Source organism: Lysinibacillus sp. TE18511, from assembly GCF_054062295.1.
In genome coordinates, this window is record NZ_JBSSFD010000006.1 from 1 (window position 1) to 20,870 (window position 20,870).

18 protein-coding genes are annotated in these 20,870 nt (G+C 37.3%); 13 read left to right on the plus strand and 5 right to left on the minus strand.

The features are described 5' to 3' along the window. Window positions 1-318 precede the first annotated feature (318 nt). On the minus strand, window positions 319-1,569 hold the full coding sequence (locus ACVWXS_RS06260) for an NAD(P)/FAD-dependent oxidoreductase (RefSeq protein ID WP_456956983.1): 1,251 nt from the start codon (window positions 1,567-1,569) through the stop codon (window positions 319-321). Window positions 1,570-1,924: 355 nt separating this feature from the next. Between ACVWXS_RS06260 and ACVWXS_RS06265 the strand changes: the two genes are divergently transcribed. The 5 genes from ACVWXS_RS06265 to ACVWXS_RS06285 all read left to right on the plus strand — a co-directional run bounded on the left by ACVWXS_RS06265 (window position 1,925) and on the right by ACVWXS_RS06285 (window position 8,697). Then, window positions 1,925-2,167: a hypothetical protein gene (locus tag ACVWXS_RS06265; protein ID WP_456956985.1), complete on the plus strand. Its 243-nt coding sequence runs from the start codon at window positions 1,925-1,927 to the stop codon at window positions 2,165-2,167. Window positions 2,168-2,357: 190 nt separating this feature from the next. Then, window positions 2,358-4,205, plus strand: a complete 1,848-nt coding sequence (asnB, locus tag ACVWXS_RS06270; protein WP_456956987.1) for an asparagine synthase (glutamine-hydrolyzing) — start codon at window positions 2,358-2,360, stop codon at window positions 4,203-4,205. Between the two features lie 466 nt (window positions 4,206-4,671). Continuing rightward, window positions 4,672-6,285, plus strand: a complete 1,614-nt coding sequence (locus ACVWXS_RS06275) for a putative polysaccharide biosynthesis protein (protein ID WP_456956989.1) — start codon at window positions 4,672-4,674, stop codon at window positions 6,283-6,285. 8 nt (window positions 6,286-6,293) lie between these two features. Next, the gene (locus tag ACVWXS_RS06280; RefSeq protein WP_375199655.1) at window positions 6,294-7,007 is read left to right on the plus strand and encodes a pseudouridine synthase; all 714 of its coding nucleotides are present in this window, start codon (window positions 6,294-6,296) and stop codon (window positions 7,005-7,007) included. A gap of 175 nt (window positions 7,008-7,182) precedes the next feature. Next, window positions 7,183-8,697, plus strand: a complete 1,515-nt coding sequence (locus ACVWXS_RS06285) for a GGDEF domain-containing protein (protein ID WP_368638204.1) — start codon at window positions 7,183-7,185, stop codon at window positions 8,695-8,697. A 159-nt stretch (window positions 8,698-8,856) separates the two neighbouring features. Here the strand turns inward: ACVWXS_RS06285 and ACVWXS_RS06290 are convergent, their stop codons facing one another. Further along, window positions 8,857-10,029 carry an MDR family MFS transporter gene (locus tag ACVWXS_RS06290; RefSeq protein WP_456956992.1) on the minus strand — a complete coding sequence of 391 codons (1,173 nt, stop codon included), beginning with the start codon at window positions 10,027-10,029 and terminating at the stop codon, window positions 8,857-8,859. A gap of 366 nt (window positions 10,030-10,395) precedes the next feature. Beyond that, the gene (locus ACVWXS_RS06295) at window positions 10,396-10,617 is read right to left on the minus strand and encodes a DeoR family transcriptional regulator (RefSeq protein WP_049667439.1); all 222 of its coding nucleotides are present in this window, start codon (window positions 10,615-10,617) and stop codon (window positions 10,396-10,398) included. A 356-nt stretch (window positions 10,618-10,973) separates the two neighbouring features. Here ACVWXS_RS06295 and pepV point away from each other — a divergent pair, with 356 nt between their 5' ends. The 6 genes from pepV to ACVWXS_RS06325 all read left to right on the plus strand — a co-directional run bounded on the left by pepV (window position 10,974) and on the right by ACVWXS_RS06325 (window position 17,100). Continuing rightward, the gene (gene pepV, locus ACVWXS_RS06300) at window positions 10,974-12,380 is read left to right on the plus strand and encodes a dipeptidase PepV (protein ID WP_456956995.1); all 1,407 of its coding nucleotides are present in this window, start codon (window positions 10,974-10,976) and stop codon (window positions 12,378-12,380) included. 27 nt (window positions 12,381-12,407) lie between these two features. Then, window positions 12,408-13,262 (plus strand): D-amino-acid transaminase, encoded by an 855-nt coding sequence (dat, locus tag ACVWXS_RS06305; protein WP_456956997.1) that lies wholly within the window; start codon window positions 12,408-12,410, stop codon window positions 13,260-13,262. Between the two features lie 281 nt (window positions 13,263-13,543). Further along, the gene (locus ACVWXS_RS06310; RefSeq protein ID WP_368638207.1) at window positions 13,544-14,545 is read left to right on the plus strand and encodes a nuclease-related domain-containing protein; all 1,002 of its coding nucleotides are present in this window, start codon (window positions 13,544-13,546) and stop codon (window positions 14,543-14,545) included. A 3-nt stretch (window positions 14,546-14,548) separates the two neighbouring features. Further along, window positions 14,549-15,481, plus strand: a complete 933-nt coding sequence (locus ACVWXS_RS06315; RefSeq protein ID WP_456956999.1) for a diacylglycerol/lipid kinase family protein — start codon at window positions 14,549-14,551, stop codon at window positions 15,479-15,481. Between the two features lie 96 nt (window positions 15,482-15,577). Next, window positions 15,578-16,225 carry a tRNA (guanosine(46)-N7)-methyltransferase TrmB gene (trmB, locus tag ACVWXS_RS06320; protein WP_368638209.1) on the plus strand — a complete coding sequence of 216 codons (648 nt, stop codon included), beginning with the start codon at window positions 15,578-15,580 and terminating at the stop codon, window positions 16,223-16,225. 11 nt (window positions 16,226-16,236) lie between these two features. Continuing rightward, the gene (locus ACVWXS_RS06325; protein WP_374965593.1) at window positions 16,237-17,100 is read left to right on the plus strand and encodes a YtnP family quorum-quenching lactonase; all 864 of its coding nucleotides are present in this window, start codon (window positions 16,237-16,239) and stop codon (window positions 17,098-17,100) included. Here ACVWXS_RS06325 and ACVWXS_RS06330 read toward each other — a convergent pair. Then, entirely contained in the window at window positions 17,090-17,446 is a 357-nt protein-coding gene (locus ACVWXS_RS06330) for a hypothetical protein (RefSeq protein WP_456957002.1), read from the minus strand. The two genes, ACVWXS_RS06325 and ACVWXS_RS06330, sit on opposite strands and share 11 nt — an antisense overlap. A 262-nt stretch (window positions 17,447-17,708) precedes the next feature. Between ACVWXS_RS06330 and ACVWXS_RS06335 the strand changes: the two genes are divergently transcribed. Next, window positions 17,709-18,935 carry a carboxylate--amine ligase gene (locus ACVWXS_RS06335; RefSeq protein WP_068984026.1) on the plus strand — a complete coding sequence of 409 codons (1,227 nt, stop codon included), beginning with the start codon at window positions 17,709-17,711 and terminating at the stop codon, window positions 18,933-18,935. 81 nt (window positions 18,936-19,016) lie between these two features. Here the strand turns inward: ACVWXS_RS06335 and ACVWXS_RS06340 are convergent, their stop codons facing one another. Next, a complete protein-coding gene (locus ACVWXS_RS06340) occupies window positions 19,017-19,331 on the minus strand; it encodes a peptidase M4 (protein WP_053592328.1) in 315 nt (104 codons plus the stop codon). 416 nt (window positions 19,332-19,747) lie between these two features. Between ACVWXS_RS06340 and ACVWXS_RS06345 the strand changes: the two genes are divergently transcribed. Further along, window positions 19,748-20,824 carry a M42 family metallopeptidase gene (locus ACVWXS_RS06345; protein WP_068984025.1) on the plus strand — a complete coding sequence of 359 codons (1,077 nt, stop codon included), beginning with the start codon at window positions 19,748-19,750 and terminating at the stop codon, window positions 20,822-20,824. The last annotated feature ends 46 nt before the right edge of the window (window positions 20,825-20,870 follow it).

A 20,870-nucleotide genomic window follows, 5' to 3' on the forward strand; every position in this document is an offset into this window, starting at 1 on the left:
TCGCTGATAACTTACAGGAAATCGCTGATAAAAGTCCAGAATCGCTGATAACTTACAGGAAATCGCTGATAAAAGTCCAGAATCGCTGATAACTTACAGGAAATCGCTGATAAAAGCCCAGAATCGCTGATAACTTACAGGAAATCGCTGATAAAAGCCCAGAATCGCTGATAACTTACAGGAAATCGCTGATAAAAGTCCAGAATCGCTGATAACTTACAGGAAATCGCTGATAAAAGTCCAGAATCGCTGATAACTTGCAGGAAATCGCCGATAACTCCCGAAAGTTCGCTGATAGAAGTCCGCGATACAGTAATATTACAGTGCTGCGTTCATCCCTGCGATACGTCCTGTAACGAGTGCAGACGTTATATTATAGCCACCTGTGTAGCCGTGAATATCAAGGATTTCTCCGCAGAAAAATAACCCATCCTTTTTCTTCGAGGCCATTGTCTTTGGTTCAATCTCTTTAACAGAAACTCCACCCCCAGTGACAAATGCTTTTTCAAGAGATTGCGTACTACTAACCGACATTGTGAAGTTGACGAGTAGTCTAGCTAAGTTGCGAATTTTTTCCTGTGATAATTCAATGCCTGTCATTTGTACATCGATATCCGCACGTTCACATAAAAATAACAACCAGCGTTCAGGCGCAATTCCTTTCCACACATTTTTCACCGCTTTTTTCGGGTCTTCTTTAATAAGTCTGTTTAAATATTGCAGGCACGTTTCTTCATTATAATCAACAAGTGTTTGAATACGCATTGTCACAGGCTCGTAACCTGTTTTCATTAATTCTTTAACGACAAATTGACTACAGCGTAACACAGCAGGGCCACTTATTCCGAAATGCGTAAATAGCATATCCATGTGATGGGTTATAAGTACCTTGCCCTTTTTGTTTAAAACGGAAACAGCGACATCTCGTAACGCTAGCCCTTGTAGTTCACGAGCCTGTATAAAATCCTCTTTTGATATAACAGGGACCTCAGTAGGGAAAAGTGTTGTGATTGTATGACCAGCACGTTCTGCCCATGGATAACCATCTCCTGTCGAACCTGTTTGTGGAACAGCTTTTCCACCAACTGCAATGATTACGGCCTCACTGCGAATTTCAGTACCATCTGTAAGGCGTACACCGAGAATTTTGTCCTCATCCATAAGAAGCTTATTAACTGGTGTGTTTAAGCGTACTTCAACATGTAGCCGCTGAAGTTGACGAATAAGAGTATCGACCACATCTTGAGCGCGATTAGACACGGGGAACATACGCCCATGATCTTCCTCCTTTAATGCAACGCCAAGTCCTTCGAAAAATGCAATAATATCTTCGTTGTTGTAAACCGTAAAAGGACTGTAAAGAAAACGACCATTTCCAGGGATGTGTTTGACTATTTCTTCTATAGGTAAACGATTGGTAACATTACAACGACCACCGCCAGAAATGGCCAATTTTTTACCGAGCTTTGTCCCTTTTTCTAGCAATAGTACTTTCTTTTTACGCTCACCAGCAGCGATAGCGGCCATTAAACCTGATGGGCCACCACCGATAACGATAACATCGTACATATATTAAAACTCACTTTCTCTTCAAATTAGGAATCTTTCCTATTATACATGAAGTCTATATAGAGGGGCTTCTTTCACATTGAAAATAACACAAAAGTGTTTTATAATTTTCTATCTTCTACTTTAATGCAGTGGCTTGTCATCAAAAGGTGGAAATAACATTTGTTTAAACATATGCTATGTATATAAGTTGATTGGAGTGGAGACTGGGCGACTCCTTGGGGATCAGCGATAGAGGAACAAAGCCTAAGAGCATCACGTCCTGTGATAACGCCTTCGTGACCTACATTGTGTAGGCCCGAGACCCTGGAGCGAGCAACGCGGCTCATCGGACTCCCCCAGGAAGCTTTGCTCTGTGCGAAAGCGTAGTGCTAACGTAGCGACAGCAACAAATGTTTTATCTGCGCGAAAGCGAAGCGACAGCGGCAAATGTTATATCTGCGCGAAAGCGAAGCGACAGCGGCAAATGTTATATCTGCGCGAAAGCGAAGCGACAGCGGCAAATGTTTTATCTGTGCGAAAGCGAAGCGTCAGCATCAAAGCGCCGAGTCGGAACGGAAATCAACCCCACGTTATGGTGATAAGCTTGCATGTGTAAATTTTAGATGGAAATTAGAAAATTGAAGTGTTTTTAAGAGAGATAAAGTCTAGTTGGTTGAACGAATAATCGGTGTAGAATAACCTCACTGATGAAAGTTTTGCTTTATCTGTATTGTCTGCATGAAATGAATGTCTTTTCATGCTATTATGGTAAAGGTTATGCACTAAATTATGAGGTGAAAAATAGAATGTGCGGATTTATAGGCTATATTAATGGAACAAATGTGATCGATCATCATCAAACGATCGAAAATATGATGAATACAATTATTCACCGTGGACCAGACAGTGGCGGGATTCACAGTGACGATAAAGTAACTTTAGGATTCCGTCGATTAAGTATTATCGACTTATCAGACGTGGCAAATCAACCGTTATACAGTGCGGATGGTAATATCGTTCTCGTATTTAATGGAGAAATTTTTAATTTCCAAGAGTTACGTGCTGATTTGATTGCAAAAGGACACAATTTTAAAACACACTCTGATAGTGAAGTTATTATTTATGGTTATGTTGAATACGGAGTAGATTTTGTCAAAAAACTTCGCGGAATGTTCGCATTCTGTATTTGGGATAAAAAGAATGATTTACAATTCATCGCTCGTGATGGTTTTGGTATTAAGCCACTGTATTATACAGAAAATACAACAGATGGTACTTTTATTTTCGGTTCAGAAATTAAATCATTTTTACCACACCCAGCATTTATTAAAGAATTAAATAAAAATGCGCTACGTCCTTATTTAACGTTCCAATATTCTTCAATGGACGAAACGTTCTTTAAAGGTGTGTACAAATTACAACCCGCACACTATATGCTTATTCAAAATGGGCAAAAGAAAATTGTGCAGTATTGGGATAAAAAATTCCATGCAAAAGAAGCTCCAATTGAAAAATATGTAGAAGAAATTCGTACGACAGTAAGAGAATCAGTAGATGCGCATCAAATAAGTGATGTAAAGGTTGGTTCTTTCTTATCAGGTGGTATTGATTCAAGTTATATTACTTCATTATTACGCCCTGATAAATCCTTCTCTGTTGGTTTCTCTGACTACGAGGATATGTTTAATGAAACAAATTTAGCAAAAGATTTATCTGATACATTAGATATTCAAAATGAGCGTAAATATATTTCAGCTGATGAGTGTTTTGAAGCATTACCAAAAATTCAGTGGCATATGGACGAGCCTCAATCGAATCCATCTTCAGTACCGCTTTACTTCCTTTCTGAGTTAGCATCGAAGGATGTAACAGTTGTACTTTCAGGTGAAGGTGCGGATGAAATCTTTGGTGGCTACTCATGGTATCAAAACTCAGGCAAAATGCAAAAATATGAGAAAGTTCCATTTGGTATCCGTAAAGCATTACGTGGTATTGCAGAGGCGTTACCTAAAAATCAATACACGCACTTCCTTGTTAAAGGTGGTCAAACAGTAGAAGAGCGCTTTATCGGAGAAGCGGTTGTGTGGGATGAAGAAGATGCATTAAATGTCTTAAAACCAGACTATAAAAATGGTCCATCTGTAAAATCGATTACAAAACGTATTTACGATGAAGTACCAGGTGATGATGATGTTACTAAAATGCAGTATCTTGATCTAAATCTTTGGATGCCAGGTGATATTTTATTAAAAGCAGATAAAATGAGTATGGCTCATTCTATCGAATTACGTGTACCATTTTTAGATAAAGAAGTGATGGAATTAGCGAAAAACATTCCATCGAGATACCGCGTAAATGACATTGATACGAAATATGTTCTTCGTCAAGCCGCACATCAGGAACTACCTGAAGAATGGGCAAAGCGTCCAAAACTTGGCTTCCCAGTGCCAATTCGTCACTGGCTACGTGAAGAAAAGTATTACAAGATGGTAAAAGAAATGTTTACAACTGACTTTGCCAATGAATTCTTTGATACTAAACAATTAGTAGGCTATCTAGATGAGCACTATGAAGGACAAGCGAATCGTGGACGTTATATTTGGACAGCTTATGTATTCTTAGTATGGTATAAACAATTTTTCGTAGACATGTAATAGAGAAGTAACTTTAATCGGTGGAGGTTTTCTAAATCTCCACCGATTATTTTGAGCCTGCTACTTTCCACAAGGAGGACACAACCGATATTTTTTTGATTGAGCTGTGTTTTTCTAGAACTTTTTAATGTATTTATGCGTCGGTATTCTATAAATATGTTAAGATTACAGTTGGTTTACTTATTTAATATTTGTGTATGTTGTCTTTTCATGTAGTTTTGCTGAATATTGTTGATCAGTGAAATTAAGCTATCAGGAGACGGCTATTGTGTGTGACAGCGTTTGCAAATCAAACAGTTTCCCTGAATTGCTCAAAAGTACTCGGGTAGCAAGGGAACCCACTCAGATACCTGTAAAAAGATAGGATGCTACCGAAGCAAGCGTCTTTACAGCAAGTATTTAATAAGTGTTTTTCTAAGTGTTATGATAATGAAAATCTTGATTTTACGATGAATGGATGGGTATGATGTCCAATTTAATGAAAGGTACTGCGATATTAACAATGGGGATGTTTTTATCGAAGGTGCTCGGATTAATTTATATTTTTCCGTTTTATGCAATTGTGGGTGAGGAGAATATTGCGCTCTATCAATATGCATACATTCCCTATTCGATTATGCTGGCTATAGCCATCTCAGGTGCGCCAATTGCTGTTTCCAAGTTTGTTTCTAAATACAATGCAGCGGGTGATTACCAGTCAGGTCGTAAGCTGATGAAATCAGGCATAATTATTATGCTGATTACTGGTGTTGCTGCGTTTATTGCTCTCTTTATACTAGCTAAGCCAATAGCGGGTCTTGTTATTAAAAGTGATGAGCAGGCATTTACGATTGATCAAATTGCCTCAGTAATGCGCTGGGTTAGCTTTGCATTAATTGTCGTGCCATTTATGAGTCTTTGGCGTGGGTTTTTCCAAGGTTATGACAAAATGGAGCCTACAGCAGTTTCGCAGTTAGTGGAGCAAATTGTTCGTATTGTTGTGTTGTTAGGTGGTTCATTCTTAGTTGTAGTAGTTTTCAATGGGCAACCAGAAACGGCGATTTCCTTCGCAGTATTTGCTGCATTTATCGGGGCAATTGGTGGGTTATTGACACTCTATTATTATTGGAAAAAATACCAACCTGAATTTGATTTACTACGCAGCCAAAGCGTTACGTCTAAGCAGCTACCAATGTCCGACATATATAAAGAAGTTATTACGTATTCGATTCCAATGGTGTTTGTAGGCGTTGCTAATCCGTTATTCCAATTAGTAGATATGCTAACATTTAACGGAGCTATGACATCAATTGGATTAGCGGGAGTAACAGATAGTTATTTATCAATGATTAACTTTACAACACATAAGGTTGTCATTATTCCGGTAATGCTAGCTACAGGTTTTTCGATGGCTCTTGTACCGACGATTACAAAATATTATACGCAAGGTGAATATTTATCACTACGAAATGCAATGGATAAGACATATCAAATATTAATTTTTATTACATTGCCAGCGGTAGTCGGAATCTCGTTGTTATCAAATGAAATATACTTTATGCTCTATTCTGAGAGTGAGATGGGGGCTACGATTTTAGCCCATTACGCACCTGTAGCAATTTTATTTGCATTGTTCCAAGTAACAGCGGCTCTTTTACAGGGTATTGATTTCCAAAAATGGATTGTCTTAAGCTTATTATCTGGGATTTTAGTAAAGCTAGCCATTAACATTCCTTTTATCCGTTGGATGGAGGCGGATGGTGCGCTTCTTGCTACAGCTATTGGCTATAGTGTATCAATTATCATTAATATACTTGTGCTACGACAAACACTAAACTACAGATCGGAAATGGTTATACGTCGTGTGATGCTTATTTCTTGTTTGACTATGGCCATGGCGGTAAGTGTACTAATTGTTCATAAACTTTTAGAGTTATTGATGGGGCCAGTAGATGGTAAATTCTCCGCATTAGTGTATTCTGTTATTTGTGCTGGAGTAGGTGTTGCCGTATATGGCTATTTGTCTTTACGTTTAGGTTTAGCACAAAAACTACTCGGTGAACGATTGACTAGAATTACGAACAAACTGGGGTTGAAATAGGAGGTATTATGCGATTAGATAAATTACTGGCGAATATGGGCTATGGGTCACGCAAGGAAGTTAAGCAACTTCTAAAGCAAAAAGCAGTGACAGTGGATGGTGCATATGTGAAGGATGCAGCATTGCACGTTGACCCTGAAAAGCAAGATGTCTCCGTTTTTGGAGAACGTGTTATTTATACAGAATTTGTATACATTATGATGAATAAGCCTCCAGGAGTTATTTCTGCAACAGAAGATTTACGGGATGAAACCGTCATTGATTTGTTAGATCCTTTACTTCAACATTTCGAGCCGTTCCCGGTAGGTCGCTTAGATAAAGATACAGAGGGGTTATTGCTGTTAACAAATGATGGCATATTAGCACACAATTTATTGTCCCCAAAAAAGCATGTGCCAAAGGTCTATTATGCACAAATAGAAGGTATTGTCACGGATGAAGATTGTGAGAAATTTGCTCAAGGTGTTGAGCTAGACGATGGTTATGTAACAAAACCGGGAGAGCTCATCATATTAAAATCTGCTCAGCAATCAGAAATTGAGTTAATGATTCAAGAGGGTAAGTTTCATCAGGTGAAGCGTATGTTTGAGGCAGTAGGTAAACGTGTAACATATTTAAAGCGGCTGTCGATGGGTAACCTAAAACTAGATGACAATCTAGAATTAGGTGAATATCGAGAGTTAACTGCTGAAGAGCTAGCCGGATTACAGAATAGGGATTAAAGAATACCTCGATGCTAAGGACAATTAGTATCGAGGTATTTTTTATATACATACTTATACCAGTGACTGTATAATATGATATAACTTTTAATGAATAGCTATTTAGTCTATGGTACTAAAAAATCTCTAAATCTTTCAGAAAAAAAGATGGTGAAATTAAGTAGAGGACAAATTAATGAAAAACCTGAGAATTAAATTATTAATATCTTTAATTGTCTTTGCATTAGTACTGGTTGCTGTCATTTCTTATGTCAACAGGCAAATACTAATGGCAGGTATAGAAGAACAAGAAGCCTTGAATAGAGAGTTAATTGAAAATCATATTCTGACAGATATGCAAACTGTAGATAACGCCCATTATTATTTTGATAAGAATATCTCTGACGAAATGGAAGAAGAGCTCCGGGAACTAATTACATATTATGGAGAAAATCCAGATATAGCGACGTGGGATTTGCAGAAGATTAAAAACGAACATGGCATGGATGTGTACATACTCGATCAATCAAATACTGTAATTTATACAACTTTTGAAAAAGATAAAGGATTAAATTTTTCAAAATGCTGCATACGTTTTTCTGCTTTACTAGATGAACGTCGAGCAAGCGGGGAATTCTACAGTGATGGCATAGATATTTCGACAACTACTGGGGGCTATCGAAAATTTAGCTATTTAGCGACACCTGATAACAAATATTTATTTGAGTTAGGTATAGACTTACTTGATAATCCTGTGTTCCAAACTTTTAACTTTGAAAAGACTTCTGAATATTTAATTGATAAATATGCTGATTTGTTAGAGGTACAAACGATAAATGCAGGGGGAGTTTTCTTTGATTATTCTAAAGCCAGTAAAACAACTGTAAAGGATCAATCGAAAAAATTTCAAGAGCATTTTGAGCTAGCAAGAGAAACGATGCAGCCAACGGAATATCAAGAGGAGTTTCAAAATGGCTATATTGAAAAGTATCGTTTTTTACCATATGAAGCAGAAACGGTTCGAGGGGAATCTTCTAAAAGGGTTGTGTTTGTGAAATATGGTAATTTCACAGAAAGAAAGGCGCTAGCTAAAAATACAAAGCAGTTTCAGATATTGCTTTGTATTGCCTTAGTAACTTCTTTCATAATGCTATTAGTCATCAATAAACTCCTTTCCAAAACGATACATCTTGCAACATACGATGCGTTAACAAATGTCTATAATCGTGCTACCTATATTAGAAAAATGGACAAGTTATTAAAGAAAAGGAAGATGAATCAACCTGGTTTATTGTTGCTAGATTTAGATAATTTTAAACAAGTCAATGATCGGTTTGGACATGGTGAAGGCGATAAAATCCTGATTGAAACAGCAAGGATTTTAAAACAAGAAGTGGAAAGTAATGGCTTTGTTGTAAGGTTTGGTGGGGATGAATTTGCAGTTGTTTTGTATGACGCGAAGGAAGAAGCTATACAGCAAATAGCGAATTCTATTTTGGAGAAAATTCGCCACTTGAAGTATGTAGATAAAGTCACTATTGATAGATGGTCTGTACTTTCAGTCAGTATGGGCGGTGCCATTTGCATTCATCCGGATGAGTCAGAAAGAAGTTTATTTGAGCGTGCAGACAAGGCATTATATCAATCGAAAAATGCTGGTAAAGACCAATACTCCAGTTATGAAGAGGTTGCTGCTGATGAAGAAAGCTAAAACCACTTAAAATTTTTAAGGATAAATTGTAATATTGCTCACTCCATTCCTAATAGTGAGTCCAAGTAAGTTTTTCAAATGCTTGAGATTCGCTTATAGAAATGGAGTGATTTTTTATCTGAAATTAACGCCTTTAAAAGTCCTATTACTTACATTTTATTACTGTTGCGGCTTAAGTTTTGATCTATAAAATACACAGCTGCATAAAACTATAACAGCGATGACTGCAAACAATGCATTCATATAATGTGATAATAGCCACCCACCGATAATTGGTCCAATAAAGCCTCCGAAATTTTTAAATTGGGCTGCACCTAAATAAGTTGCCTTTTGTGTATCAGGTGCAATTTCATCAATCATGATACTCATAGTTGGAAAGGCGAAGATTTCACCAATCGTAAAGAAAATCATAGCGATAATATACAGCGGATAATTATTTGAGAAGCCGAATAATAAAAGGCCAAACGCCAAGAACAAGATTCCTACTAATAGAGTAACTGACGATGAAAAGCGTTCAGAAAGAATACTAATCGGTAATTGTAGTAATAATACAACTGCTGCATTTAATGAGATTAGGAGAGAATAAAGCTCAGCACCTTCTTCAATTTTAAGCTCAATGATTTGTGGCAGTGTTGAATCAAATTGAGAGTAGCCAATATTTATTAAAATTGCACCAAAAATAAAACTTAGTAGTACACGATTTGTTAATAGTATTGTAAAGGTTTGCATTATTTTTGTTTGTGTTGAAGCTTTTTGTTGTTGCATTTCATAGCGATTCAAAATGAAAAATAAAAATACTGCATAAATAATATACATAGTTCCTGTCAGCATAAAAGGGATACTTGGGCTAGATAATTGAGAAATATAAACACCGATAACGGGGCCGATCACCGTAGCTATGTTAATCGCTGTATAGCGTAATGAAAACAATCTTTTTCGTTTGTCAGCTGGAGTAAAATCAATCATTAATGCTTGGGTTGAAGGTTCGAAGAAGGAACGGCATAAGCCATTCAAAGCGTTTAATGCTACGAAGACCCAAACAGTCTGTGCGATTGCAAAGCCGAAGAACACGATACTCCAAACAATAATAGTAAGCAAAATGATCCTTTTCCTACCAAATCGGTCTGTTAAATAACCACCTATGAAACCTCCTACAGTGGAGATTAATGGTGCAATACCAATCGTCAAACCTATTTGTAAAGGGGAGGCTTCAATTTCATTATGTAGGTAAATTGCTAGAAAGGGCATCGCCATAAAACTTGCAATGCGTGTGAAAATAGTTCCGCCTAAAATAATCCAAACGAGTGGATGGAACAGTTTAGGAAGTTTCATAGAAAATCCTCCTTCCAAAATATAGAATGTTTCGATTTTAACGGATTGTTGAGCAATTGTAAATAGTCGAAAAATTTTTTAGGGGTAACGCTGAAGAACAAAATGTTTATAAAAATGCATGTAATTCTTAGCAAATTGAGGGGGGAAATAAACAGGAATCCCATATAAGTGAAACGGATTAAAACGCGGGGGGATTTCTATTCTGAAGAGTTCTTTATGAAAGCACAAAGCTGATTCCGGACGCAATTAGGCATAATTGATGAATAGATGAGGGCATCAACAATTACAAGACAACAAAAAAAGAATGACCACGACGAAAGGTCATTCTTTTCCAATACAAAATGCTTTACGTGTTAAACGTAAAAACTAAGACGTCAATTTTACTTTTTTCTTCGTCGTTGTCCATTTGCCTCGACTTGGACTCATCACCAAATCGTTAAAGGCTAACACGTTCAAATCTCTTTGAACGGTGCGAGGAGTGATACTAAACTCTTCGACTAAATCCTGTGTAGACACGGTTCCTTTGTCTAAAATAAACATGTACACGTCTTTAATACGATTAAGCATTCGATCAGTAGTTGGTTTCATAAATGAACCACTCCTTCATCTTTTTTCTCTTGGCAAAGACTAGCGGACGACAATATGTGCGGAGTGCACTTAGGCTAATAAGTAGCTGCCTTAGACATCCCCTTTTCTAATTTTATATTCAGAACAATTTTTCTGATAACTTTATTATATAGAAAAACTAGTTGATTTTCTAGTGAATGCAAGGGAAATTTACAATTTAAATAAAAAATTTATACTGTATTTTGTGGGAAAAAGTGAAGAACATGCTATATATGGTAGTGTTGGAGGTGAATTGTAAAAAAAGTTGTCAGAATGATGATTGTAATTTATGGTGTAAAGAGTAGAATAATGTTATTACATTGGAGGAGGTACATCGTATGGATTGGTTACAAGCTGCAAAAGAAAGGCAAGATGAATTAATACAAGATTTACAGGAGCTTGTGCAAATTAATAGTGTACTCGATGAGAATACTATCACTACTGAAGTACCTTTCGGTGATGGTCCCTTAAAGGCTCTTGAATGGTTATTAGCAAAGGGCCTAGCTGAAGGACTGCAAACGAAAAATATTGATAATTATGCAGGGCACATACAGATGGGTGAAGGTGAAGATTTATTAGGTATTTTATGTCATGTTGATGTAGTACCTGTTGGTGATGAAGGAAATTGGACATACCCACCATTTAGTGGCACTGTTGCAGATGGTAAGCTATTCGCCCGTGGTGCAATAGATGATAAGGGACCAACTATTGCAGCATGGATGGCCATGAAACTTGTTAAAGATGCAGGCATTCAGCTTGATAAAAGAGTACGAATGATTATTGGTACAGATGAAGAAATAGGCTTCCGCTGTGTCGACCACTATTTTAAACACGAGGAAATGCCGACTATTGGATTTGCGCCAGATGCGGATTTCCCGCTCATCAATGCAGAAAAAGGCATTGCAGAGCTAGTGTTCTCTCAAAATAAAACTGGTGATGCAACGAAAGAACAGCTATTACTATTTAATGCTGGAAAGCGACCAAATATGGTACCTGATTTTGCAGAAGCGACAGTGCAATTTGTTTCTCCGCAATTCGAACAGAATTTTCACACATTTTTAAGCAAAAATCAGCTAGAAGGCTCTTTATTAATCGAGGGTTCTCACTATATAATATCTATCAAAGGTAAAGCAGCACATGCTATGGAGCCAGAAAAAGGGATCAATGCAGCTGTTTATCTTGCAGCATTTTTACAGCATGAGTTGACGACAGAGGCAAGTAAGCAATTTGTCGACTTTACCGCAGATGTTTTTTATCAAGATCATTATGGCAACAAGCTTGAACTGCAATTTGAGGACGAAATGTCTGGTAAAACTACATTAAATCCAGGGATTGTGAGCTTTGATGTAGCTAAAGGTGGCAGTATGGTGATTAGTATGCGTTATTCAGTCACTTATCCGTTTGATGAAAAAATTACCGAAGCACAACGTATAGCAGTGGCTAAAGGATTTTCATTGGATATTCAAGATGACTCAAAGCCGCATTATGTAAGTGAGGATGATGCATTGATTCAGACTTTAGCTGATATCTATAGACGTCAAACTGGAGATTATGAGACGCCTTTACTTTCTACAGGTGGTGGTACGTATGCGCGTGTCATGAAAAAAGGTGTGGCATTCGGTATGCTGTTCCCAGGCGAACCTGACGTAGCGCATCGTGCAGATGAGTTTGTTGTCATTGAAAATCTTATAAAAGCAACAGCTATTTACGCTGAAGCAATTGTTGAACTTGCAGGAAACAAATAATTTAGATATGAAAAGGATGAACGAAACATGGCATATTCATTATGGAATGATCAAATCGTTGAAGAAGGATCTATTGCAGTATCCCCAGAAGACAGAGGTTACCAATTTGGTGACGGCATTTATGAAGTAATTAAAGTTTATAACGGAAACATGTTCACAGCACAAGAACACATTGATCGTTTCTATGCGAGTGCCGAAAAAATTCGTCTTGTCATTCCTTATACTAAAGACGTTTTACACAAATTATTACATGAACTTGTCGAAAAAAATAATTTGGAAACGGGTCATGTTTACTTCCAAATTACACGTGGTACAACTTCTCGTAATCATATTTTCCCAGATGCAAGTGTTCCTGCTGTATTAACAGGGAATGTTAAAACTGGCGAGCGTTCATATGAAAACTTTGAAAAAGGTGTTAAGGCTACTTTTGTAGAGGATATCCGTTGGTTACGTTGTGATATTAAATCCTTAAATTTACTAGGTGCTGTACTGGCAAAGCAAGAAGCTTCTGAAAAAGGTTGCTATGAGGCTATTTTACATCGTGGAGACATCGTAACAGAATGTTCATCGGCGAATGTTTATGGCATTAAAGATGGTCAGCTTTATACACACCCTGCAAATAACTTCATTTTAAACGGTATTACACGCCAAGTTATTTTAAAATGTGCTGCGGAGATTAACCTAACTGTTATTGAAGAACCGATGACAAAGGCTGATTTATTAACGATGGATGAGATAATTGTATCATCAGTATCTTCTGAAGTAACACCGGTGATCGATGTTGATGGTAACAAAATTGGTGCTGGAGTTCCAGGTGAATGGACTCGAAAATTACAGCAAGCATTTGAGGCGAAATTACCGCTTTCCATTAATGCTAAATAAGTTACGCTTTCAAGAGAGCTACCCTAACTTGGTTTTATCCCAAGCTACTAGGGTAGTTCTCTTTTTCTATAGAACAAATTATGGATGTTTTCTTTTGGAACGTCATGTAAAATAAATAAGATGATGATTTATATACATAGCCTGAAGTTTACATATTTAAAATCAAAGAACAAATGACGATGTAATGAATGCAAATAGCTATTGATCATGTTTTGAGTACCCTCAAAAACATAGTCAGGGAGTTTAGATATTAGGGCGAGTAAGATTGGAGTGACCTTAAAATGGCACAATTAGTGAAATTACAAGATTATATCTCACGCTATCAAATTGATTTAGCGAGATATCCAACACAATTTGTACGCTTAAAGAAAAGTCAATGGGAACGTGTTAAGCGACAGTGGGAGTTAGGAGAAGAAATTAGTGAGTGGCAACATGACAACGATTCTGAAAATGATTCTTTTGAAGAGAAAGAGCGATTTTCTTTATTGAAAAAATGGTTTGCGGGTCGCCAGAAGGCAGACAGTGGGGACGTTGAACAGGTAGAAATAACGAATGAACTGATGAGTGATGAAGATAGCATACCAGAAGAAGAAACGACTTTAACATTTGAACCGAAAATTGTCTATGCGCCGCAATCTATCCATGAATTAAAGCGAATGTTTATCGATCAATTTTTCCAGTTTCAGATGAAATGGGCAAGTTCAACGCTACGTGAAAAGTCGTATGTAGATCCTCGTTTTATGCGGGATTCCTTGCTGCGAAATTTGTTACAAAAATTACCGGATAATTATTTACTTTTTTATTACCCTATTTTACAAATCAGAAAAGCACCCATAGAGCTTGATGTCGTACTAATGTCACCAACAGAATGTATTTGCATTACAGTGCTAGATACGGAAAACCAAGCAGTTTATGTGGGTGGCAGTGAACGATTCTGGATAAAAAAAGTAGGAACGAAAGATTCAAAAGTACTTAATCCATTGATAAATTTAAATCGTATGGAATCTGTATTAACGCAATTATTTAAGCAGGACAATATAGATATGCCAATTCGTAAAGTTGTTTTAACACGTAATGGCTACTTCGATTATCCAGGTTCATCCTTTGGCATTCAGTTTATTGATCGTCGAAATTACGGAGAATGGATGGAACATTTAAAGAAAGTGTCCTCCCCGATGAAGCATATGCAAATTCGAGCTGCCCAAACGATTTTAAACAATGTACAAACAACATCCTTTAACCGGGATATTTGGAAGAAATCTTCTCAACCAGCTGAGGATTAATGAATGCAAGTATTATTTATTGTAAATGAAGCAGCTGGGAATGGAAAAGGTAAGAGAGTTTGGTACCATCTTCAACGCTATTTAACAATTGATTATCAAGTTGCTTTTACAGAATATGAAGGACATGGACAGGAACTTGCGAAAAAATGTGCGGAAGATACACGTACAAAAAAACTAATTGTTGTAGTTGGCGGTGACGGCACAATACATGAGGTAGTGAGTGGTGTTTTACATAATGAATTTATAATTATTGGTGTAGTACGTGCTGGCTCTGGGAATGATTTTGCACGATACTTTACTACTTTTAAAAATGTAAAACAAATCGAAACCTATTTGCAGACGGAGATTGCCAATAAAACGATGGATGTCGGAACTATTCACCTTGGAGCACTCCAACACGAGATATTTGTTAATAATGCAGGTGTGGGCTTTGATGCATTTGTTACAAAGCACATTAATAAATCTCGTTTAAAGTTTTACCTCAATAAAATTGGGCTCGGCAAGTTATCCTATGCTGTGGCTGTTGTAAGAGGACTATTTAGCTTTGAACGTTTTGATGTAATCATTCAAGCAAACGAGCAAGAGTGGCAATTTCAGCAGGCATGGTTTGTTGCGATGAGCAATCATCCTTATTTCGGAGGAGGTATGAAAATTTCGCCTTCCTCTAAACCTAATGATGGACAAATCGAAATAATAATCGTTCACAGTATTTCACGTCTCAAATTACTACTGGTATTTGTCACTGTGTTTTTTGGGAAACATACAAAATTTAAAGAGATTTCTTTTTTGCAAGGCAATCAATTTGATATTTTTGTGCATGCAAATGACGTAGATTGTCATACAGATGGTAACTATATTGGGGAAATTAGAAAAGGTACGAGAATTCACTGTACAGTCCAACGTGATGCGTGGCAGCTTATATCAAAGAACTATTAAAAAATATCATTTCGCAATAATATCATGCGAATTTGATAGTTATAAGTTATACTATAACAAATCAATAATTTCACGAGAAAGAAATGAGGAAAAAAATTGAGATTAAGAAATAAGCCTTGGGCGGAGGAAATGATTACGAATCATTCAGAGGTGATCATTCCGAATCCTGAAGACTTTAAAGGGAATTGGCAGGCTGTTTTTGGAAATGACAACCCACTACATATTGAAGTAGGTACTGGGAAAGGGCAATTTGTCACGGGTATGGCCTTACAAAATCCAGATATAAATTATATTGGCATTGAACTTTATGACAGTGTAATCGTTTGTGCATTAGAAAAAATTTTAGAGGCTAAATCTCCAGCGAATTTACGATTATTAAAAGTAAATGGCGCAGATTTATATAAATATTTTGGTAAAAATGATGTAGACCGTGTGTATCTGAATTTCTCAGATCCTTGGCCGAAAACGCGCCATGCTAAGCGACGTTTAACGCACGGGGATTTTTTGAAATTATATGAGTCGATTTTAGTGGATAATGGGGAAATCCATTTTAAAACGGACAACCGTGGTTTGTTTGAGTATTCGTTAATTAGTGTGTCTGAATACGGTATGTTACTAAAGTATGTATCACTCGACTTACATGCAAATATGCCTGAGGATAATGTGATGACTGAGTATGAGCAGAAATTTTCTGCGAAAGGACAGCCAATTTATCGTCTAGAATCACAATTCATTACTAAATAGGGGGAGTATGGATGGATCAGTTACAGTTTCACAACATGTCATTATCATGGCTAAACGGGGGTGTCACTTGCCTTGATGGCGGTGCTATGTTTGGAGTTGTGCCCAAACCACTTTGGTCACGCAAGTATCCGGTAAACGAAAAAAATCAAATCGAGTTACCGACTGAGCCAATTTTAGTTCAATATGAAGGTAAAAACTATATTATTGATACGGGTGTTGGCTTTAACAAATTAAATGAAAAACAGCTACGTAACTTTGGTGTTACTGAAGAATCAACATTAGCGGCTAGCTTACAGGAGTTAGGATTAACTACAGCTGATATTGATGTCGTGTTAATGACGCATTTACATTTCGATCACGCTGGTGGTTTAACGCAATGGGAAGGCGAAGTTCTTGTACCAACATTCCCGAATGCAAAAATCTATGTGACGAAAATTGAGTGGGACGAGATGCGTGAGCCAAATATTCGCTCAAAAAATACGTATTGGAAAGAAAACTGGGAGCCAGTTCAGCATTTAGTTGAAACGTATGAAGGTACGTTAGAGATAGTGCCTGGTATTGAAATGATTCATACTGGTGGTCATAGTGATGGACATGCTGTAATAAAATTAACACAAAACGGCGAAGTATTATTGCATATGGCGGATATTATGCCGACACATGCGCATCAAAATCCATTATGGGTATTAGCGTATGATGATTATCCAATGGCCAGTGTCTTTGCAAAAGAGCGTATTATGAAGGAAGCGCTTGCGAATGGTTATGGCTTTATCTTTTATCATGATGCCTATTATCGCATGATTAAATGGGATGAAACAGGTAAAGAAATTGTAGCTAAACTAGAACGTAGCAGACAAGCTGTTATTACATTCTAATTAATAGAACGTGTGAACCTTTGTGTTCGCACGTTTTTTTCATAGTGTTGAAAACTATTGTGTCAATAAAATGAAGGTAATTAAAAAAAGTATCGCTCTTTGGCAAAACTAGGGTTTGATTTCCGTTCCGACTGGGCGCTTTGTTGCTGCCGCTTCGCTTTCGCACAGATAAAACATTTGCCGCTGACGCTTCGCTTTCGCACAGAGCAAAGCTTCCTGGGGGCGTCCGATGAGCCGCTTGGGCCAACACGATGTTGGTCACGAAGGCGTTATCACAGGACGTGATGGTTTTAGCCTTCGTTCCTCTATCGCTAATCCCCGAGGAGTCGCCCAGTCTCCACTCCAATCAAACGCTTCACATAGTATGTATCTCTGGTAGTCACTCTAATTTATAGTGATAAAACGGAACTTCACTTATTGTTTTATGTAAACGTAAGCTATGTGATATAAATTATTGTAGTTGTATAGTGGGAACAGAAATCAACTTAACGTTATGAAGATATGCTTAATTGTCTATACCCCATTTTTTTGACACTTTTCTCGTGAACATTTTGGAAAATATGATACACTAAAAGCTATACTAAAACACAAAAGAGAGTTGAAATTACATGACAACTGAACAACCATTTTTACCAGTATTACTAGGATCAGATATGAATGCATATGGTATGGCACGTGCATTTTACGAGGCATATGGTATTAAACCACTTGTATTAGGGCGTTCACATTTAACGGCAACGCAAGACAGCCATATTATAAATTTCCAAGCAATTGATCGCTTAAATGAACAGGATGTGTTTGCACCTGCACTTGCTGAAGTCGCGAAAAAATATTCTAATAAAAAACTACTGTTGTTAGCTTGTGGTGATGACTATGCAAAACTTATTATCAAAAATAAACCGGCATTGCAGGAGCATTTTACAGTACCATATATCGATGAATCATTAATGGATGAAATTTTATTAAAAGAAAATTTCTATAAAATGTGTGATAAGTACAATTTTAAGTATCCAGGTACGACGACAGTGACAGCTGATAATTACGAAAACTTTACACCACCGTTCGATTATCCAATTATTTTAAAGGCATCGAACTCAGTGGAATACTGGGCATGTAAATTCCCTGGTAAGAAAAAAGTATTCGTTGCTCATGATGAAGCGGAAAAAACAGCTATTTTAAAAGCAATCTATAGCTCAACCTATCAGGATACAATGATTATTCAAGAATTCATCCCAGGTGATGATTCATATATGCGTGTATTAAATGCCTATGTCGGGAAAGACGGCAAAGTGAAGCTTATGTGTCTAGGAAACCCAATCTTAGAAGAGCATTCACCTGAGGGTATTGGTAGTTATGCAGCGATTGTTACAACATACGATAAAGAATTATTGGATCAAGTACGTTCCTTTTTAGAAGATATCGGTTACACAGGTTTTGCTAACTTTGATATGAAATACGATATGCGTGACAAACAGTATAAGTTGTTTGAAATTAACCTACGTAATGGTCGCTCGAGCTATTATGTAACAGCAAGTGGTCATAATTTAATGAAGTATGTAGCTGATGACCATATGTTAAATATTGAACAGGATGTAACGTATGTTCAAGATAAGCATTTATGGATGATCATTCCGAAGGGCGTATTATTCAAATATGCCTCAAATGAAAAGCTTAAATTAGAAGCGAAAAAATTAATTCGTGAAGGGAAATATACAAACTCTCTTTACTATAATCAAGATATGAATGCAAAACGTTGGGTGAAGCTAACGTTAAATAATTTAAATTATTATCGAAAATATAAAAAATACTTCAACAATAAAGGATTGTCTGAGTAAAACAAAGAAGCCATCTCAAATAACTGAGATGGCTTCTTTTGTAGGCTTCTATAATTTTTGATCGCGTATTGCAGAGTAAGGTTACACTTCTGTTAGCTCGACAACTACACCTGAGCGGGCGTCAGCAGCAAATTCAAAGGTTTGCATTTCGCCCTCATGCATACGTGAGATACCTCCACGGTATACTGGAATTGTCATAATGCCGTTTGTGAAATTGTCAGTTTTCATAAAAATCCAAGAACCATCAATCGGCGAATCCTTTTTAAATTCTTTTTTTATGTTTTCGAGTACTTGTCCAGCAGGTACATACGGAGAAACCTTTTCACTTGCTTCTTTAACAATGACTGCGGCAGCTAGGCCAGTTGCAACACCAATTAAAAAATCACGTAATTTCATGCTTTTTTCCTCCTTTTTCTATAGGTTCATTTTAACATAGCATACGGAGTGAATGCACGTTCACACATGAGCGCTTTTAGGAAATGTATCAATATTTCGAATTCAGCAATCAATTTCGCCTTGGCGTAATTGCGTCCGGATTTTGAATTGTGCTCGCACAATTCATTCCTTTCAAAATCCGTGACATCTGCCAGAGGCTTTAGGCCAACGTGATGTTGGTCACTCAGTCGTCGCCACAGGACGTGGCGTTCTTAGACTGAGTTCCTTTATATCAGTAAGTGTTTGGATACCCACTGAAAAGAAACCACATCCGTATTTATCTCACCACATTCAGAGGTAGGAGTCTTCTACTGAATGAAGATAAATGTGTTACAATAGCAAGGAAGAATATTCTACTTCGTGGGGAGAGAGTCATCATGAATGAGGAAACATTACAATTATTTAAAACGTTAACGGAATTACCAGGCGCTCCGGGTAATGAACATGCTGTACGTGCGTTCATGCGTTCTGAGTTAGAAAAGTACTCGGATGAAATCGTTCAGGATAATTTAGGAGGAATTTTCGGTGTAAAGCATAGTGATGTTGCTGATGCACCAAAAATATTGGTTGCAGGTCATATGGATGAAGTGGCATTTATGGTTACTTCTATTACCGACAACGGGATGCTCCGCTTTCAAACATTAGGTGGCTGGTGGAATCAGGTTATGCTAGCGCAACGTGTTGAAGTATTTACTAAAAATGGTGCGATTCCTGGTGTGATTTCATCAATACCTCCACATTTACTAACAGATGCTGAACGTTCTAAACCGATGGATATTAAAAATATGCTAATAGATGTTGGTGCAGACAATAAAGAGGATGCTATTGCACTTGGCGTTCGTCCGGGTCAATCAATTATCCCTGTCTGTCCATTTACACCAATGGCTAATCCGAAGAAAATTATGGCGAAAGCTTGGGATAACCGCTATGGCTGTGGATTGGCAATTGAATTGATGAAAGAAGTAAAGGATGAAAAGCTAGCCTCGCATTTATATTCAGGCGCGAATGTAATGGAAGAGGTTGGTCTACGTGGTGCCCAAGTATCCGCAAATATGATTAAACCGGATTTATTTTTTGCTCTAGATGCTTCACCTGCAAATGATATGTCAGGTGAAAAAAATCAATTTGGTCAACTTGGAAAAGGTGCTTTATTGCGTATTTTGGACCGTACAATGGTCACACATCGAGGCATGCGTGAGTTCATTTTAGATACGGCTGAAACAAATCATATACCTTATCAATATTTTGTATCACAAGGTGGAACTGATGCAGGGCGTGTACACACAGCAAATGATGGTGTCCCAAGTGCAGTAATCGGTATTTGCTCACGCTATATTCATACGGCTGCATCAATTATTCATATTGATGACTATGCAGCTGCAAAAGCTTTAATTGTGGAACTAGTGAAAAAAGCAGATCGTTCGACATTAGAGACGATTCGCGCTAATGTGTAAAGTAACATCCGCCGGAGGTGCCTTTAGGGGCATCTTTTTCTATGAA

Excerpts from the sequence above, each read along its gene's own strand:
- ACVWXS_RS06335 (WP_068984026.1), top strand. The coding sequence starts at position 17,709 with ATGACAACTGAACAACCATTTTTACCAGTATTACTAGGATCAGATATG.
- ACVWXS_RS06315 (WP_456956999.1), top strand. The coding sequence starts at position 14,549 with ATGCAAGTATTATTTATTGTAAATGAAGCAGCTGGGAATGGAAAAGGT.
- ACVWXS_RS06290 (WP_456956992.1), bottom strand. The coding sequence starts at position 10,029 with ATGAAACTTCCTAAACTGTTCCATCCACTCGTTTGGATTATTTTAGGC.
- ACVWXS_RS06275 (WP_456956989.1), top strand. The coding sequence starts at position 4,672 with ATGTCCAATTTAATGAAAGGTACTGCGATATTAACAATGGGGATGTTT.
- ACVWXS_RS06310 (WP_368638207.1), top strand. The coding sequence starts at position 13,544 with ATGGCACAATTAGTGAAATTACAAGATTATATCTCACGCTATCAAATT.
- ACVWXS_RS06280 (WP_375199655.1), top strand. The coding sequence starts at position 6,294 with ATGCGATTAGATAAATTACTGGCGAATATGGGCTATGGGTCACGCAAG.
- dat (WP_456956997.1), top strand. The coding sequence starts at position 12,408 with ATGGCATATTCATTATGGAATGATCAAATCGTTGAAGAAGGATCTATT.
- ACVWXS_RS06285 (WP_368638204.1), top strand. The coding sequence starts at position 7,183 with ATGAAAAACCTGAGAATTAAATTATTAATATCTTTAATTGTCTTTGCA.
- asnB (WP_456956987.1), top strand. The coding sequence starts at position 2,358 with ATGTGCGGATTTATAGGCTATATTAATGGAACAAATGTGATCGATCAT.
- ACVWXS_RS06325 (WP_374965593.1), top strand. The coding sequence starts at position 16,237 with ATGGATCAGTTACAGTTTCACAACATGTCATTATCATGGCTAAACGGG.
- ACVWXS_RS06260 (WP_456956983.1), bottom strand. The coding sequence starts at position 1,569 with ATGTACGATGTTATCGTTATCGGTGGTGGCCCATCAGGTTTAATGGCC.
- ACVWXS_RS06295 (WP_049667439.1), bottom strand. The coding sequence starts at position 10,617 with ATGAAACCAACTACTGATCGAATGCTTAATCGTATTAAAGACGTGTAC.
- ACVWXS_RS06340 (WP_053592328.1), bottom strand. The coding sequence starts at position 19,331 with ATGAAATTACGTGATTTTTTAATTGGTGTTGCAACTGGCCTAGCTGCC.
- ACVWXS_RS06345 (WP_068984025.1), top strand. The coding sequence starts at position 19,748 with ATGAATGAGGAAACATTACAATTATTTAAAACGTTAACGGAATTACCA.
- pepV (WP_456956995.1), top strand. The coding sequence starts at position 10,974 with ATGGATTGGTTACAAGCTGCAAAAGAAAGGCAAGATGAATTAATACAA.